Genomic DNA, 14,939 nt, shown 5'->3' with positions numbered 1-14,939 from the left:
ATGCAGCTTTATTCTTTGATAAACAGGAATCATCAATGTTGAAACGGTTGTTGGCTCTTGCTGTAGGGCTTGCGGTATCAGCACCTTCTATGGCAACTACTTTTGCGCTTAATTCAGCTGACTCAACCGTTGTGGGTCACAACATGGTGGTCTATAGCAGAGCAAAAGACACATTACTGGATATTGGCCGTCAATTTGACTTAGGTTATAACGATATCGTTGAAGCCAATCCAAATGTTGATCCATGGCTTCCCGGCGAAAATACCCGGGTGATTATCCCAAGCCGTTTTATTCTGCCCAAGGCCGGTCAAAAAGGCATTGTCATCAATATTGCCGAGTTACGTCTTTATTATTATCCGGAAACCAAAGCGGGACAAACGAAAACAGTCATTACCCATCCTATCGGGATTGGGCGTGAAGGCTGGGGCACACCACTGGGCAAAGCTAAAATTACTCAGAAGCGAAAAGATCCAACCTGGACACCACCAGAATCCATCAGAAAAGAACATCTGGAAAAAGGCGATCCTCTGCCAAAAGTGGTGGCAGCTGGTCCCAATAATCCACTAGGTGCTTATGCAATGCGTTTGTCTATGCCGGGCTATTTGCTGCATGGCACAAATAAACCCTACGGTGTAGGAATGCGAGTGAGTCATGGTTGTATCCGACTGTTCCCGGAGGATATCCAACATTTGTTTAATATTGCCGCTGTTAATACACCGGTAGAGATTATTTATCAGCCTGATAAAGCGGGCGTGCGTGACGGTAAGTTATATCTTGAAGTGAATAAACCGCATAGTGACATTGATAAACGTCAGGGTTTAAATATGACACCGATGGTAGCAGCCATTTTAGATGCGCAAGATAAATTACCTGCGGACAACGACTGGGCATTCACAGAAAAATTAGTTGAAGCGCAAGACAGTATTGTAAAGCGAGTGGGTGAGGAGCCTCTCGATATTGTTGACGATGTCTGGTTTGTTCATGCAGGTCTGAGCCAGAAAGCGATACAAAAAACGCGTCAGGCTATTAACTCATTACAGTTGAATGATCTGTTCTGGCCAGCCAAATCTGGCGCGGTTGGTGAAATGATGATTGGTCCCTTCAATTCTCAACAAGAAGCGGCAGATATGGCGAATAAAATTAGTGAAGCTGCGGGAATATCTGTGTGGGTTGCGCAAGTTTCCAGTGACGCGCTTTAGGATAAATATTGAAGATAAAAAAAAGCCGGAACATTTGTTCCGGCTTTTTTGTATGAGGTAATCTAAATTTTAGATTATTTGCTCATCGCTTTTTCAAACATACGGTCGATTTTTGCACAGCATTCTTCGACAGTTGATTGAGCTTCATCAGCAGCTTTCTGGGCGTTCATAGCAGCCAGTTCTGCGTCAGTTGCAGTACGTTGCGCTGTGTCGGCAGTGCTTTGAGCATTGCGGGCTGCGACCAGAGCTGAATCAGCTGTTGATTGAGCTGATTCTACAGAGGCTTTCAGCGCTTCCATTTCGGCAGTGTTGGCACATGCAGTCAACATAGCTAAAGGCAGGATTACAGCACTCAGTTTTGCTAATGATTTCATTTTTATCTCCTTAAAGTACCAGTTAAATTGGCGTGGATATTATATTGCTAATTCGCAACATAAAACATACGCTAGCAAGAAATATTTTTGCTGTCCATTCACATTAATAAAAAACCGTTTTTAATATTACAACAGATTCATAAAGAAATAGTTGGTATAATAGCGTCCTTTATATGAGTCATTGATCTTCAATGTACTCTTGAAGTACCTATCGTTCTGGAAAAATTTGTTTATGCATCCAATGCTCAATATAGCAATCAGGGCTGCGCGTAATGCTGGCTCTCTGATCATGCGCTCACTACAGCATGTTCAGCATCTTGAAGTGACTACAAAAGGTCGAAATGATTACGTGTCAGATGTCGACCGCCTGGCAGAGCAAGAAGTCATCAATGTAATAAAAAAAGCGTATCCTGACCACGCTATTATGGCTGAAGAGTCTGGTCGCTCAGGTGATAATGAAACAGTGTGGATTATCGACCCACTGGATGGTACAACAAATTTTCTGCATGGTTTCCCGCATTACTGCGTATCCATTGCCGTTAGAGTCAAAGGTCGTGTTGAGCACGCTGTTGTTTATGATCCGCAACGCGATGAATTATTCACTGCTAGCCGGGGCGAAGGCGCCAAATTAAATGACCGTCGACTGCGTGTTACCAAACGCAGAGAGCTTAATGGTGCATTGATTGCGACGGGTTTCCCTTTCAAATATCCATCATTTCATGATGCCTATTTCAATAGTTTTAAAGCTCTATTTCCTCAGGTAGCTGATATTCGCCGTACGGGCTCAGCAGCACTTGATCTTGCTTATGTTGCAGCAGGTCGTGTTGACGGCTACTGGGAAATGGGATTAGAAAACTGGGATATGGCGGCTGGATTACTTCTGGTCGAAGAGGCTGGGGGAATTGTCACCGACTTTGATGGTACCGATAATTTGTTCAACAAAGGTAATGTCATTGCAGCCGGGCTTGGTATGCACAAGCTGATGTTAACAACACTGCAACCACATCTATCGAAAAACCAAATAAGCGCCTAAGGGCATATTTTTTCCGCATGCCTAGCATGCTTTTACAGAATTCAAACAATGACAAACAAACGAGATATTTCTAAGCTCCGCAATATAGCCATTATTGCCCACGTTGACCACGGTAAAACAACCTTGGTGGATCAACTTCTTCGTCAGTCTGGCACTTTCGGTGAACACGAAGAATTAACCGAGCGCGTAATGGACTCTAATGATCTGGAACGTGAGCGCGGTATTACCATTCTGTCGAAAAACACGGCGATTCGTTGGAACGACTATCATATCAACATCGTCGATACCCCAGGCCATGCTGACTTCGGTGGTGAAGTGGAACGTGTTCTGTCGATGGTTGACTCAGTATTGCTGCTGGTCGACTCTTCAGAAGGTCCGATGCCACAAACGCGTTTCGTTACACAAAAAGCATTAGCACTAGGTTTAAAACCGATTGTGGTTATCAACAAAATTGATAAACCTTCTGCTCGTCCGGATTGGGTCTTGGATCAAACCTTTGATTTGTTCGTTAATCTGGATGCCACAGATGCACAGCTCGATTTCGATGTCATTTATGCGTCAGGCTTAAATGGTTTTGCTGGTATGGAAGATACCGTTCGTGGTGGTGATATGACACCACTTTTCGAATTGATCGTGGATAGAGTGAGTCATCCGGATGTGGACGCAGATGGTCCTTTCCGTATGCAGGTGTCGTCACTGGACTATAACAGCTACGTCGGTGTTATCGGTGTTGGCCGTATCGAACGTGGTCGCGTTAAAACCAATACACCTGTCACGGTTGTTGATCGTGAAGGTAAAAAACGTAACGGTCGTGTACAACAGGTCATGGGCTTTTTAGGCCTACAACGTGAAGAAGTTGCTGAAGCGCAAGCGGGCGATATTATTGCCTTTACTGGTTTAGACCCATTAAATATTTCTGACACATTATGTGACCCAAGTGCTGTAGAAGCCTTGCCACCACTTTCTGTTGACGAACCAACAGTGACGATGACCTTCCAGGTCAATAACTCGCCGTTTGCGGGTAAAGACGGTAAGTTTATTACCACTCGTCAAATCAAAGAACGTCTTGATCGTGAATTGATTCATAACGTGGCATTACGTGTGGAACAAGTGCCTACCGATCCTGATAAGTTCAAAGTTTCTGGCCGTGGTGAGTTACATTTGTCAGTTCTGATTGAAAACATGCGTCGTGAAGGTTTCGAACTGGGTGTATCACGTCCGGAAGTGATTATCCGCGAAGTCGATGGTGTGAAAGAAGAACCGTTCGAATCTGTAACCATTGATATCGAAGAAGAGCATCAGGGTACAGTGATGGAAAAAATGGGTGAGCGTGGTGCTGACCTGAAAAACATGGTGCCAGATGGTAAAGGCCGTGTTCGCCTTGATTTTATTATTCCTTCACGTGGCTTGATTGGCTTCCGTACCGAGTTCCTGACAGCTACACAGGGTACTGGCTTGATTTACAGTGTCTTTGATCATTATGCTCCAATGAAAGCCGGTAGCTTTGGTAAGCGTATTAATGGTGTGTTGATAGCAAACGGTGTGGGTAAAGCAGTGGCATTTGCTATCTTCAACTTACAAGACCGAGGACGTATGTTTATCGGCCATGGTGATGAAGTCTATGAAGGCATGGTCATCGGTATTCATTCACGTGATAATGACTTGGTTGTTAACCCGCTTAAAGGTAAACAATTAACCAATATGCGTGCATCAGGCTCTGATGAAGCGGTCACTTTAGTACCACCTATCCGAATGAGTCTGGAACAGGCGCTGGAGTTTATTGGCGATGATGAGTTACTTGAAGTCACACCAAAAGCTATCCGTGTTCGTAAGAAATTCTTGCTGGAGCATGAGCGTAAACGTGCTTCTCGTGGCTAGACGTCACTAAAAATAAAAGAAAAAGGGTATCCTATGTCGATACCCTTTTTTTTGAGGTGAAAAATGCGAATTCTTATTTTAATTGCCATTGGTTTATTGCTTTATATCATCATCACTCATTTGCTGCGCAAGGCAAAAATAGAAGATGAACAAGCCAGAATGGAAAAAATGGTACGTTGTGAACAGTGTGGTTTACATGTCTCTGAGCATGAAGCAATACAACAAAACCACCATTATTTTTGCTCTACGCAACATCTAGAGGCTTTTAACGAGTCGAAATGAGTTCACTGCCCGATTCTTATAAGTCGTATTATCAGGATCCTGCTACCTGGCGTGCGTTAACCGTTTTTGCCAGCTACCGTTTATTTCTCGCTACCGTTCTCTTCCTAGTTTTTTATTTGAGGCTTCCACCCGAGTTTTTGGGGGAAGCGGATCCTCGCTTATATAGCTTTGTTAGCCTTGCTTATTTTCTGTCTGCATTTGTATTGCTCATTTTAACGTTAAGGCACTGGAGAGAGGTTCAGACGCAGATAAGGCTGCAGGCAGTGATAGATATCATTGCCCTCATCGTTATTATTCATGCCAGTGGCGGTTTGCATACGGGATTAGGCTCACTGATGTTAGTTGTGGTAGTGGCTGGTGGTGCGCTGATGCCAGGACGTCTGGCTGCCTTTATTGCTGCTCTGGCAACTTTAGCGGTGCTGCTGGAAGTCAGTTATTCACAAATAGCTGGCGATGGGGTGACAAAATACAGTCAGGCTGGGATCTTGGGGGCGACCTTTTTTGTGACAGCCTGGCTGGCACAGTGGTTATCCAAAAAATTACAAACATCACAGGTGCTTGCGGAAGAGCGAGCCAGAGATGTAGAAAACCTGGCGGTCTTAAATCAGCACATTATTAGCCAAATGCATACTGGTGTATTGGCTTTAGATAGTCAGGGTAATGTGACGATGCTTAATGCTTCTGCCAGGCAATTATTGGGTATTCCAGATAATAATTCAGGATTTAATTTACGTGAAAACGTCCCTGAGTTGGGAGAACAGGTGTGGTTATGGCAACAGCATAGTCCAAATGCTTTCCTACCTTTTCAGGCACGCGCTGACCTGCCTGAAGTGCAAGCATCCGCGACTCAGCTTGATAGTGGTGAAATCCTTATTTACATTGAAAACACATCTGCTTTGGCACAACAGGCGCAACAACTTAAATTAGCTTCACTGGGGCGTTTAACCGCAAGCATTGCACACGAAATCCGCAATCCTCTGGGCGCGATCAGTCATGCAGGTGAGCTGCTTGCAGAGCAATATGCCGCGGACCATATGATGACTAAGCTGACTTCAATTATTTTGAAGCACACACAACGAGTGAATAATATTATCGAGACCATCTTGCAAATGAGTCGTAGAAAAACAGCGGAACCATCGATGCTGGTTTTAAATGTGTGGTTGTCGAAGTTTATTCGTGAGTTTTCTGATATAAAACAAGCGGATGAGGAAGATATTTCATTGCAGATAAGTACTTCTGATATCCATATCGCAATGGATCCTGAGCAATTACATCAAGTTATCTGGAATCTGATGGATAATGCCTGGTTTCATGCAAACCAGAAGATAAAACCGTGTATTAAGGTCGTCGTTGAGCAGCAAAATAAACAGGTCTGCCTGGATATTGTAGATAATGGTCCAGGTGTGCCTGAGGATGTGCAGACACATTTATTTGAGCCATTCCATTCAGCCAGACAGGGAGGCACTGGACTGGGCTTGTATCTGGCTCGAGAATTGTGTCAAGCAAACGGAGCGCGTTTGAATTATATTCGCGATGAGTTGAATAAGGGGTTTTTCCGTATAAGCTTTCCAAGCGAATGGCAGGAAATAGTTAAGCAATGAACAGACAAGCGTTAGTCATAGATGATGAACCCGATATCCTTGAACTGTTAACAATGACATTGTCAGGTATGTCGATTGATTGTGTAACGGCGGAGAGTGTAGCCCAAGCCAATCAGGCATTAAAACAACAATCTTTTGATCTTTGTTTTACTGATATGCGATTACCTGATGGTAACGGTTTGGATATTGTCCGCACTATTCAAAAAACTTATCCAAATTGTCCCGTGGCGGTTATCACTGCGCACGGTAATATTGATCTGGCTGTTGAAGCCCTTAAATCAGGCGCCTTCGATTTTGTATCAAAACCACTTAAGCTTAAAGTCTTACGTGATTTAGTAAACTCAGCATTAAATTTATCTCCATTAAAGTCAGATGTAAAAGAGCGACGTTCGAGGGATAAATTACTCGGCGATACCGATGTTATTCGCTCTTTGAGAAATAAAATCAGTAAATTAGCTCGCAGTCAGGCACCTGTTTATATCACGGGGGAGTCTGGTACAGGCAAAGAGCTTGTCGCACGTTTAATTCATGAGTTAGGCAGTCGTTCTGATGAGGCTTTTGTGCCGATTAATTGCGGTGCTATACCGGCAGAATTAGTGGAAAGTGAGTTTTTTGGACATAAAAAAGGCGCTTTTACGGGCGCTGTTGCTGATAAACAGGGTTTATTTCAGGCGGCTAACGGCGGTACGTTGTTTCTGGATGAAGTCGCGGATTTGCCATTAATGATGCAGGTGAAGTTACTAAGAGCGATTCAGGAAAAAGCCATTAGACCTGTTGGTGGCAATGAAGAAATTAGCGTTGACGTTCGAATATTGTCGGCAACCCATAAAAATCTGGCGGAATGTGTAAAGCAAGGTAGTTTCCGTGAAGATTTGTTTTACCGTTTGAACGTTATTGAACTTTCAGTGCCACCGCTCAGACAACGTAAAGCGGATATTCCTCTGTTAGTCGAGCATATTCTTGTGCAGCTTGCGGCTAAAAGTGGTGAGCTAAAACCAGTGATTGGTGAGGATGCCATTAGTGCCTTACGTGAATATGCCTTCCCTGGCAATGTACGCGAACTTGAAAATATCCTGGAAAGGGCGATGACATGGTCTGATGGCTCGGTTATTCACGAAGCAGATTTAATGTTGCCTGAAGCACCTCTAAATAGTCTATCAGCCGATGAGCCCGGCTTTAGTCTAACAGCAGATAAAGTTGACCTAGAATCACAACTGGAAGATCAGGAGCGGCAGCTTATTGTTGATGCGCTGGAGTCAACGCGTTGGAATAAGACGGCCGCTGCAAAAAAGCTTGGCATTAGTTTCCGTTCTTTACGCTATAAACTAAAAAAACTGGCATTGGATTAGATTTATTCCTCGTCTTCAACTAAAGCGGTTAGTCCAGATACTTCGTTATTATTAATAAATAATTTTTTATCCTTGGCAGCTAATTTTAAACTTAATTGGCAAATAAGCGTGCCTGAGTCGAGCATGGCTGCCCGTACGACATGGCCGGCCACTTCACCTGATTCATCAGCTACTTCAAGGTTCGGCTCAGGTATGTCTACCGTTTTCAACTGAGCAAGGAATAAACGACGACTCGGTTTGCCAAGATAATGCAGCCTGGCGACCACTTCCTGTCCTGGATAGCAGCCTTTTTTGAAACTAACGCCACCCACGATATCGAGATTTAATTGCTGTGGTGTGAACTGCTCTTTGCTTTGCAAATAAACCATGGGCAATCCGGCCTCTATATCCGCACTGGCCCAGAGATTCTCTGCACCAATCTGGCTTTCTTCCTTGATAGTTGTTTCGCCAGCGCTAATAACTAAATAACGATGTAGATGACCTGGCAGATAAATCGTTAATTCGTCATTCAGTGAAACACTTGACCAGAAATCTGTCGCCTGATTGGTCAACGGCGCTTGGCTAAGATAGCCCATGACCTTGAGTTCAGGGCTAACAGTAATATCGACTTTGCTTCGTAGTTTGAACATATTTAAACGTTGAGCAATGCTTTCAGCTAAATCTGCAGCAAGCACTAATAAAAAGTCCTGTTCTCGTTTGATGACATAAAACAGACTTAATAAACGTCCTTTAGGGTTACAAAAACCACTTAGCTGAGCAGTATTGGCCGTCAAGGTGCGGATATCATTAGTGAGTAAGTTTTGTAAAAAACTTTCTGCTTCCTCGCCTGCAACCTCAATCACGCTGAAACTGGGCAGAGCGATAGCCACAGGGGAGGTCGTGTCATTTATCTCATTAAGATAGTTTACTGTAGGGGGGCTTTGTAAAAGCGTTTGAACATTCATAGTTGTATTGCGATTTATTATTAACAGGTTTTATTCTAACTGTATAAGCCGTGCTAAAACAGGGATGAAAACAAAGGACATTCAAGAATGAAAGTCACAATCACTAAGTCACGTGGTTTATTTGTGTATATGGTTTCACTGCATATCTTAGCTATCATTTTGTTGTTATGGAGCATGGACAACAATAGGCTGCTGGTACTGTTCTTGACTGTTTTGGTTTGTGCAGGATTTATACAGTGGTATCGCCGATATACTGCCAGTGATGCCAAGAATTCATTAATAGAAGTCAGTATGAATCTGGAAAAAAATTGGTTCTTAAGAGACGAAACAGGGGCTGTATCCGGCCCTTTTAAATTGAAATCAAGCATCCAATTCCCGTATGTCATGTTCATCTATTTCAGAACACGACATTGGTGGCAAAGTCACAGTTTAATGATCCCGATAGATGCCGTTGATAAACAAGACTGGCGAAGGCTCAGGGCACAGCTTCGTGATCCTGATGTTTGGGCAGAATGATCGTTTCAGTGGCTGGCTGACTATTATCTGTTTCAGGATAATCCAGAATATAGTGCAGTCCGCGACTTTCTTTCCGTCTTAATGCAGATTCAATAATCAGTTCGGCCACATCCGCCAGATTTCGTAACTCAAGCAAGTCAGCACTAATATGATGTTTGCTGTAATAGTCACGAATTTCAGCCTGGAGTACTTGCAACCGTTGTCGGGCTCGGAGCAGACGATCTGTTTTGCGAACGATACCGACATAGTTCCACATAACACGCCGTAACTCATCCCAGTTGTGACTGATTGCTACGGCTTCTTTGGCAGGATAAACCTGGCTGGCATCCCACTGCGGGACAATGGCTGATGTCGTTAGCGGTAATTGTTTTTTGATATCGTCCGCTGCTGATTTAGCAAACACCAGACACTCCAATAATGAATTACTGGCCATGCGGTTGGCGCCGTGCAGTCCAGTATGAGCTGTCTCACCAATGGCATACAAACCTGGTACATCGGTTTTACCATTTAAATCAGTCATGATGCCACCACAGGTATAGTGCGCTGCAGGAACGACGGGGATAGCTTGTTTGGTGATATCAATGCCAAACTGTAAACAGCGTCGATAAATGGTGGGGAAATGTTCTTTTATAAACGCCGCGGGTTTGTGTGAAATATCAAGATAGACACAGTCATGCCCGGTACGTTTCATTTCATGGTCAATCGCGCGCGCGACGACATCTCTTGGTGCTAATTCAGCCTGAGGATGAAAACGCTCCATAAAACGTTCACCATTGGCTAACACCAGTTTGGCCCCTTCTCCGCGCAGTGCTTCACTGATTAGAAACGATTTTGCCTGTGGGTGAAACAGGCAGGTAGGATGGAATTGAATAAATTCCATATTCGCAATACGACAACCTGCGCGCCATCCCATGGCTATACCATCACCTGTCGATACGTCTGGATTACTGGTGTAAAGATAGACTTTTCCTGCACCACCAGTGGCCAGAACTGTTATGGGAGCTAACAGTGTTTTGGCTTCGTCTTTTTTGATATCAAGTACATAACAACCCAGGATACGGTTTTCTTTTTCACCTAACTGTTTGTTACTGCTGATGAGGTCAATACCAATATGATAGGGAAGTAGTTCTATATTTGGGTGTGCTTTGGCTTTATCGAGTAACGTAGTTTCTACTTCTCTACCTGTGGCATCTGCAGAGTGAATAATTCGTCGGTGACTGTGACCGCCTTCTTGCGTTAAATGATAGGTTTCTGATGTTATTCCGTCCCGCGTAAATGTCACACCCTGTTTGATTAACCATTCAATATTTTCCCGGGCGTGTTCGACGGTAAATCGAACAGCTTTTTCGCTACATAATCCCGCACCGGCTCTCAGAGTATCGTCGATATGGGATTGAATGGAGTCTGTTTTATCAAGGACTACGGAGATGCCTCCCTGAGCGTATAAAGATGCGCCTTCTTCAAGTTGACCCTTGGAAATTACAGCGACTTTGACATCATCGGCCATGTGTAAAGCGAGAGTGAGTCCGGCGGTGCCACTGCCAATAATTAAAATATCGTAATGATGCGTTGTGGTCATAAGGCTCTATACAGGTACAATAGGAATGTTTATTTTGCACTTAATGTGGAACAAAGTTAAATCGACATGGTCAATCAAGCTAAATTTAAAGAAGTGATAAACGTGTCGACTCAAGCCGGATGATAGGATGAATGTGGATCAAGAGCTAGTACGGCGCGTACAAGCAGGTGATAAAAAGGCGTTTGATTTGCTGATTATGAAATATCAGCAAAGAATCATTCACGTCATTACAGGGTTTGTTCATGATCCTGTTGAAGCGATGGATGTAGCGCAAGAAGCGTTTATTAAAGCCTACCGCGCTTTGCCAGGCTTTAGGGGTGATAGTGCTTTCTATACATGGCTGTATCGTATTGCGATTAATACATCAAAAAACTATCTGACAGCGGCGTCCAGAAGACCGCCTGTCAGTGATGTTGATGCTATGGATGCAACAATTTATTACGATGCGCCGGAATTGAAGGAATTTGAGACACCTGAAAGTAGTCTAATGAGCGACGACTTACAGCAGGCAATTCATGACGCTATTCAGGAATTGCCAGAAGATACGGCAACGGCAATCAAACTGCGGGAGTTTGAAGGTCTGAGCTATGAGGAAATTGCACAGGCAATGGATTGTCCAATTGGGACCGTCAGGTCGCGTATATTTCGCGCCAGAGAGGCAATAGATAAACAGGTCAAAGCAGTTATGGGTGGAGAGGAACTATGACAATCAAGCAACAAGAATTATTGTCAGCGTTTGTTGATGGCGAACTTAATGAGCAAGAGCTTGATGAGTTACTGGCATTGATGAAATCAGACGACAGTGCCAAACAAGATTATATGAGATATCAATTCTCAAGTGATTTATTACATGGTTATGTGACCGAACATAAACAAATTGATTTAACAGACAGAATACAGCAGGCCTTATCTAACGAGCCGGGTTTAGATGTTAAACCAACAGAAGACAGACACACAGCAAAAGTGTTTGCATTACCTGATTGGTTCTGGAAGCAAACGGCTGGTTTAGCTGCCGCTGCTTCTATTGGCGCACTGGCTGTAGTCGGCTTGATGTCACAACCACAGACGGTTATGCCAACGACGAATATGGCGCAATCTGAACCTATGCAGCAGCAAACTACGGTTGCTGATTCAAACCGCTGGACAGTGGGTGAGTCAGAAGTTGAAGATCGTCTGAATGATTACTTAGTTGATCATAACGAATATGCCGGTGCTTCAGGTTTATTCTCTTACGCCAGAGTTGTTTCATACGGTGAGGAGTAGTCGCTAATGCGTTTTTTGCTCCACCTGTTAGTCGTCACATTTGTATCATTCTCAGCAACTGCACATGCTGATGATCCTGAAGCAATGCAAATTCTTGAGAAAATGACTTCAGCGGCAAAAACATTAACCTATGAAGGCGTGTTTAATTATCAGTCTGGTAGAAATTTACAGTCGATACGCATTTTTCATCGCGCAGATGAGAATGGTGAACTGGAAAGAATGATTTCTCTAAATGGTGCTGCCAGGGAAGTCATTCGCAATAATGATATGGTGACCTGTATTAACCCCGATGGTAAGCAGGTCAATATTAGCCGACGTCCCTTGGGAAGAGGGTTCCCAAGTGACTTGCCTCGTCGATTCAGCTCAGCTGCACCTTATTATGAAGTTGAAATGGGTGGTAAAAGTCGTATCGCCGGCAAAGAAGCTTATCAATTACTGATTACGCCTATCGATAATTATCGCTATGGCTATCACTTGTGGGTCGATGCTGAGACATACCTTCTTTTAAAGTCTGAACTTATCGGTCAGGATGGCGATGTATTGGAAACATTTTCATTTTCATCGGTGAGTACAGGCGAGCCGATTCCTGACTACAAGTTTAAATCGTTGCTGGCTGACGATGATATGGTCTGGCACAAAACAGAACCAGAGAATCCCATTGATATAGATAAACATAGTCATGAATTCGAATGGCAAGTTAATTGGTTGCCAGATGGCTTTGCATTAGTTGCATTACAAACACGCTTGAGAGCCAATAACGGTGCCGATGTCGAACAGAGAGTGTATAGCGATGGTCTAAGCTCTGTCTCTGTGTTTATTGAAAAAATCCGGGCCAAACATAACCATTTGCATGGTGCATCTCATGTGGGTGGAATCAATGCTTTCGGTACGATTATGAATGCTCACTTTGTGACAGTGGTTGGCGAAGTACCAGCAGTCACCGTTGAGAAAATTGGCAGTGCAATCGCTTTCACGCCGGTTGATCAGGAATGATTGAGCAGAAAGCGACAGTTATCAGTCGTCACGACCATTTAGTCTGGGTCGAAGCTGAAAGACAGTCCACTTGCGGTCAATGTCAGGCCCGTAAAGGTTGCGGCACTGGCTTGCTTGCTAAGCATGTAGGAAAAAAATTCTCACGCATCGCTGTAAAAGGTGAAGGCACACTGGAAGTTGGACAGGAAGTGACCGTGTCCATACCTGAACAAGCATTACTTTCAGGTGCGTTTCTTATGTACATGCTGCCGCTGATTTTACTTTTTTTTACATCAATTACCGTCCGTTTGACTGGTGGTGGGGAACTGCTACAAATTGTGTCTGGTCTATTAGGTCTGATTACCGGTTTTGTGTGGGTCAAACATCGTATGAGTCATCATGATGCTGGTATCAATGTCAAACCAAATGAGGACTTCAAATGAGAGTAAACAAAAATTGGGCGGCTTTAACAATGCTGTTTGCTTGGCTAATGCTGAGTTTTAGTGTCCAAGCCCGTTCATTACCTGATTTTACTGAACTCGTCGCCGATAATGGTGATGCTGTTGTCAATATCCGAACTCACAATAAAACGGAAGAAACACCAACATCGATGTTGCCTCGTGGCCTGGATTTACCGGAAGGTTCGGGAATTGATGATTTCTTTAAAAAGTTTTTTGAGGGACAAGGTGGTGGCGCTCCTATTCCCCGTGAAAGTGAGTCTTTAGGCTCAGGTTTTGTTATCTCTTCCGATGGTTACATTCTGACTAATCACCATGTGATTAAAGATGCCGATGAAATTATAGTTCGTTTCAGTGATCGTACTGAGTTAGAAGCTAAAGTGTTGGGTAGTGACGAACGTAGTGATGTCGCGTTATTGAAAGTGGATGCGAAGAACCTTAAAACAGTCAAACTTGGGGATTCAGACAATCTCAAAGTAGGTGAATGGGTATTAGCCATTGGTTCACCTTTTGGCTTTGATTACTCTGCTACTGCTGGCATTATCAGTGCGCTGGGCAGAAGTTTGCCAAGCGACAGTTATGTGCCGTTCATTCAAACAGATGTCGCGATCAACCCGGGTAACTCAGGTGGCCCATTGTTTAATCTTGATGGTGAAGTTATTGGCATAAACTCACAGATTTACAGCCGTACAGGTGGATTTATGGGCGTATCGTTTGCAATCCCAATTGATACTGTCATGAACGTCGTAGAACAAATTAAATCACAGGGTTATGTCAGTCGTGGCTGGTTAGGTGTAGTTATTCAAGATGTGACGCGTGAACTAGCCGAGTCATTTGGTTTATCAAAACCAAGTGGTGCGCTGATTTCTCGTGTTGTTGATGACAGCCCGGCAGCTCGTGCAGGATTTAAAACGGGCGATGTTATTTTGAAATTTGATGGTAAAGAAGTGGAAACATCTTCTGATTTACCTCCTATCGTAGGTAGAACAAAAGTAGGCAAAGAAGTTGATGTTGAAGTCATGCGGAATAACAAGCATACAACGCTTAAAGTGACGATTGAAGAGTTACCAAAAGATGAAGCATTGACAAGCAACAGCACTAAACCTGGCCGATTTGTTGATGACCGTTTATCAATGGAAGTGGCGGATATCACTCCAGAACAGCGTAAGCAGTTCGAAGTTGAAAAAGGTGGTGTTATGGTTATGAAAGTTGAGCAAGGTCCAGCCATTAAGGCGGGTATCAGACCTGGAGATATTATTCTGAGCCTTAACAATACTGAGATTGAAGATCCTCATCAGTTTATTGAGGTGGCGAAAAAGCTTCCTGCCAATAAACCTATCCCTGTATTGGTACAGCGTGGAGGTTCTGCTCAATTTCTGGCGATAGAAATTAAAGAGTAACCTTCTCACATAACTGAAGTTAAAAAGAGCCGTTGATGAAAATCAACGGCTCTTTTTTTATCAGGATATTTGATTTTTATATATTGTTATC

At 43.6% G+C, this 14,939-nt stretch carries 15 protein-coding genes; 12 read left to right on the top strand and 3 right to left on the bottom strand.

All coding sequences use genetic code 11. From position 1 onward, the window contains the following. The first annotated feature begins 35 nt into the window (after window positions 1-35). On the top strand, window positions 36-1,199 hold the full coding sequence (locus tag B2248_RS10330) for a L,D-transpeptidase family protein (RefSeq protein WP_273182196.1): 1,164 nt from the start codon (window positions 36-38) through the stop codon (window positions 1,197-1,199). Between the two features lie 74 nt (window positions 1,200-1,273). Here B2248_RS10330 and B2248_RS10325 read toward each other — a convergent pair whose 3' ends face one another. Continuing rightward, complete coding sequence (locus B2248_RS10325) at window positions 1,274-1,573, bottom strand: Lpp/OprI family alanine-zipper lipoprotein (RefSeq protein ID WP_007145710.1); 300 nt, start codon at window positions 1,571-1,573, stop codon at window positions 1,274-1,276. A gap of 232 nt (window positions 1,574-1,805) precedes the next feature. On the opposite strand from B2248_RS10325, the gene suhB reads away from it, so the two are divergent. The 5 genes from suhB to B2248_RS10300 all read left to right on the top strand — a co-directional run bounded on the left by suhB (window position 1,806) and on the right by B2248_RS10300 (window position 7,716). After that, complete coding sequence (gene suhB, locus B2248_RS10320) at window positions 1,806-2,606, top strand: inositol-1-monophosphatase (protein ID WP_007145709.1); 801 nt, start codon at window positions 1,806-1,808, stop codon at window positions 2,604-2,606. Window positions 2,607-2,654: 48 nt separating this feature from the next. Then, entirely contained in the window at window positions 2,655-4,484 is a 1,830-nt protein-coding gene (gene typA, locus B2248_RS10315; RefSeq protein ID WP_007145708.1) for a translational GTPase TypA, read from the top strand. 63 nt (window positions 4,485-4,547) lie between these two features. Further along, entirely contained in the window at window positions 4,548-4,766 is a 219-nt protein-coding gene (locus tag B2248_RS10310) for a PP0621 family protein (RefSeq protein ID WP_007145707.1), read from the top strand. Further along, complete coding sequence (locus B2248_RS10305) at window positions 4,763-6,367, top strand: sensor histidine kinase (protein ID WP_273182192.1); 1,605 nt, start codon at window positions 4,763-4,765, stop codon at window positions 6,365-6,367. The genes B2248_RS10310 and B2248_RS10305 overlap by 4 nt, the downstream gene beginning before the upstream one ends. After that, window positions 6,364-7,716, top strand: a complete 1,353-nt coding sequence (locus tag B2248_RS10300; protein WP_007145705.1) for a sigma-54-dependent transcriptional regulator — start codon at window positions 6,364-6,366, stop codon at window positions 7,714-7,716. The genes B2248_RS10305 and B2248_RS10300 overlap by 4 nt, the downstream gene beginning before the upstream one ends. Window positions 7,717-7,718: 2 nt before the next feature. On the opposite strand, the gene B2248_RS10295 is transcribed toward B2248_RS10300, so the two are convergent. Continuing rightward, window positions 7,719-8,660 (bottom strand): YgfZ/GcvT domain-containing protein, encoded by a 942-nt coding sequence (locus tag B2248_RS10295; RefSeq protein WP_273182188.1) that lies wholly within the window; start codon window positions 8,658-8,660, stop codon window positions 7,719-7,721. 87 nt (window positions 8,661-8,747) lie between these two features. Between B2248_RS10295 and B2248_RS10290 the strand changes: the two genes are divergently transcribed. Next, window positions 8,748-9,176 (top strand): protein YgfX, encoded by a 429-nt coding sequence (locus tag B2248_RS10290; RefSeq protein ID WP_273182186.1) that lies wholly within the window; start codon window positions 8,748-8,750, stop codon window positions 9,174-9,176. On the opposite strand, the gene nadB is transcribed toward B2248_RS10290, so the two are convergent. Next, window positions 9,136-10,755 carry an L-aspartate oxidase gene (gene nadB / locus B2248_RS10285; protein ID WP_273182184.1) on the bottom strand — a complete coding sequence of 540 codons (1,620 nt, stop codon included), beginning with the start codon at window positions 10,753-10,755 and terminating at the stop codon, window positions 9,136-9,138. The two genes, B2248_RS10290 and nadB, sit on opposite strands and share 41 nt — an antisense overlap. Before the next feature lie 127 nt (window positions 10,756-10,882). Here nadB and rpoE point away from each other — a divergent pair, with 127 nt between their 5' ends. From rpoE to B2248_RS10260, 5 genes are read left to right on the top strand one after another with little or no spacing between them, the layout of a single operon-like run. Continuing rightward, entirely contained in the window at window positions 10,883-11,461 is a 579-nt protein-coding gene (rpoE, locus tag B2248_RS10280) for an RNA polymerase sigma factor RpoE (protein WP_007145701.1), read from the top strand. Continuing rightward, entirely contained in the window at window positions 11,458-12,018 is a 561-nt protein-coding gene (locus tag B2248_RS10275; RefSeq protein WP_273182181.1) for a sigma-E factor negative regulatory protein, read from the top strand. Before rpoE ends, B2248_RS10275 begins: the two co-directional genes overlap by 4 nt. A 6-nt stretch (window positions 12,019-12,024) precedes the next feature. Continuing rightward, window positions 12,025-13,011 (top strand): MucB/RseB C-terminal domain-containing protein, encoded by a 987-nt coding sequence (locus tag B2248_RS10270; RefSeq protein ID WP_007145698.1) that lies wholly within the window; start codon window positions 12,025-12,027, stop codon window positions 13,009-13,011. Next, entirely contained in the window at window positions 13,008-13,433 is a 426-nt protein-coding gene (locus B2248_RS10265; RefSeq protein WP_273182179.1) for a SoxR reducing system RseC family protein, read from the top strand. The genes B2248_RS10270 and B2248_RS10265 overlap by 4 nt, the downstream gene beginning before the upstream one ends. Then, window positions 13,430-14,848 (top strand): DegQ family serine endoprotease, encoded by a 1,419-nt coding sequence (locus tag B2248_RS10260; protein ID WP_007145696.1) that lies wholly within the window; start codon window positions 13,430-13,432, stop codon window positions 14,846-14,848. The genes B2248_RS10265 and B2248_RS10260 overlap by 4 nt, the downstream gene beginning before the upstream one ends. Window positions 14,849-14,939 lie beyond the last annotated feature (91 nt).

The organism is Methylophaga sp. UBA2012 (assembly GCF_002335235.1).
GTDB lineage: Bacteria > Pseudomonadota > Gammaproteobacteria > Nitrosococcales > Methylophagaceae > Methylophaga > Methylophaga thalassica.
The sequence above is the reverse complement of the archived record's forward strand: the minus strand, read 5'-3'. Positions and strand labels throughout refer to the sequence as shown.

What these genes read in the sequence shown, in the direction of transcription:
- B2248_RS10330 (WP_273182196.1), top strand. Translation starts at nt 36, where the DNA reads ATGTTGAAACGGTTGTTGGCTCTTGCTGTAGGGCTTGCGGTATCAGCA.
- B2248_RS10325 (WP_007145710.1), bottom strand. Translation starts at nt 1,573, where the DNA reads ATGAAATCATTAGCAAAACTGAGTGCTGTAATCCTGCCTTTAGCTATG.
- suhB (WP_007145709.1), top strand. Translation starts at nt 1,806, where the DNA reads ATGCATCCAATGCTCAATATAGCAATCAGGGCTGCGCGTAATGCTGGC.
- typA (WP_007145708.1), top strand. Translation starts at nt 2,655, where the DNA reads ATGACAAACAAACGAGATATTTCTAAGCTCCGCAATATAGCCATTATT.
- B2248_RS10310 (WP_007145707.1), top strand. Translation starts at nt 4,548, where the DNA reads ATGCGAATTCTTATTTTAATTGCCATTGGTTTATTGCTTTATATCATC.
- B2248_RS10305 (WP_273182192.1), top strand. Translation starts at nt 4,763, where the DNA reads ATGAGTTCACTGCCCGATTCTTATAAGTCGTATTATCAGGATCCTGCT.
- B2248_RS10300 (WP_007145705.1), top strand. Translation starts at nt 6,364, where the DNA reads ATGAACAGACAAGCGTTAGTCATAGATGATGAACCCGATATCCTTGAA.
- B2248_RS10295 (WP_273182188.1), bottom strand. Translation starts at nt 8,660, where the DNA reads ATGAATGTTCAAACGCTTTTACAAAGCCCCCCTACAGTAAACTATCTT.
- B2248_RS10290 (WP_273182186.1), top strand. Translation starts at nt 8,748, where the DNA reads ATGAAAGTCACAATCACTAAGTCACGTGGTTTATTTGTGTATATGGTT.
- nadB (WP_273182184.1), bottom strand. Translation starts at nt 10,755, where the DNA reads ATGACCACAACGCATCATTACGATATTTTAATTATTGGCAGTGGCACC.
- rpoE (WP_007145701.1), top strand. Translation starts at nt 10,883, where the DNA reads ATGAATGTGGATCAAGAGCTAGTACGGCGCGTACAAGCAGGTGATAAA.
- B2248_RS10275 (WP_273182181.1), top strand. Translation starts at nt 11,458, where the DNA reads ATGACAATCAAGCAACAAGAATTATTGTCAGCGTTTGTTGATGGCGAA.
- B2248_RS10270 (WP_007145698.1), top strand. Translation starts at nt 12,025, where the DNA reads ATGCGTTTTTTGCTCCACCTGTTAGTCGTCACATTTGTATCATTCTCA.
- B2248_RS10265 (WP_273182179.1), top strand. Translation starts at nt 13,008, where the DNA reads ATGATTGAGCAGAAAGCGACAGTTATCAGTCGTCACGACCATTTAGTC.
- B2248_RS10260 (WP_007145696.1), top strand. Translation starts at nt 13,430, where the DNA reads ATGAGAGTAAACAAAAATTGGGCGGCTTTAACAATGCTGTTTGCTTGG.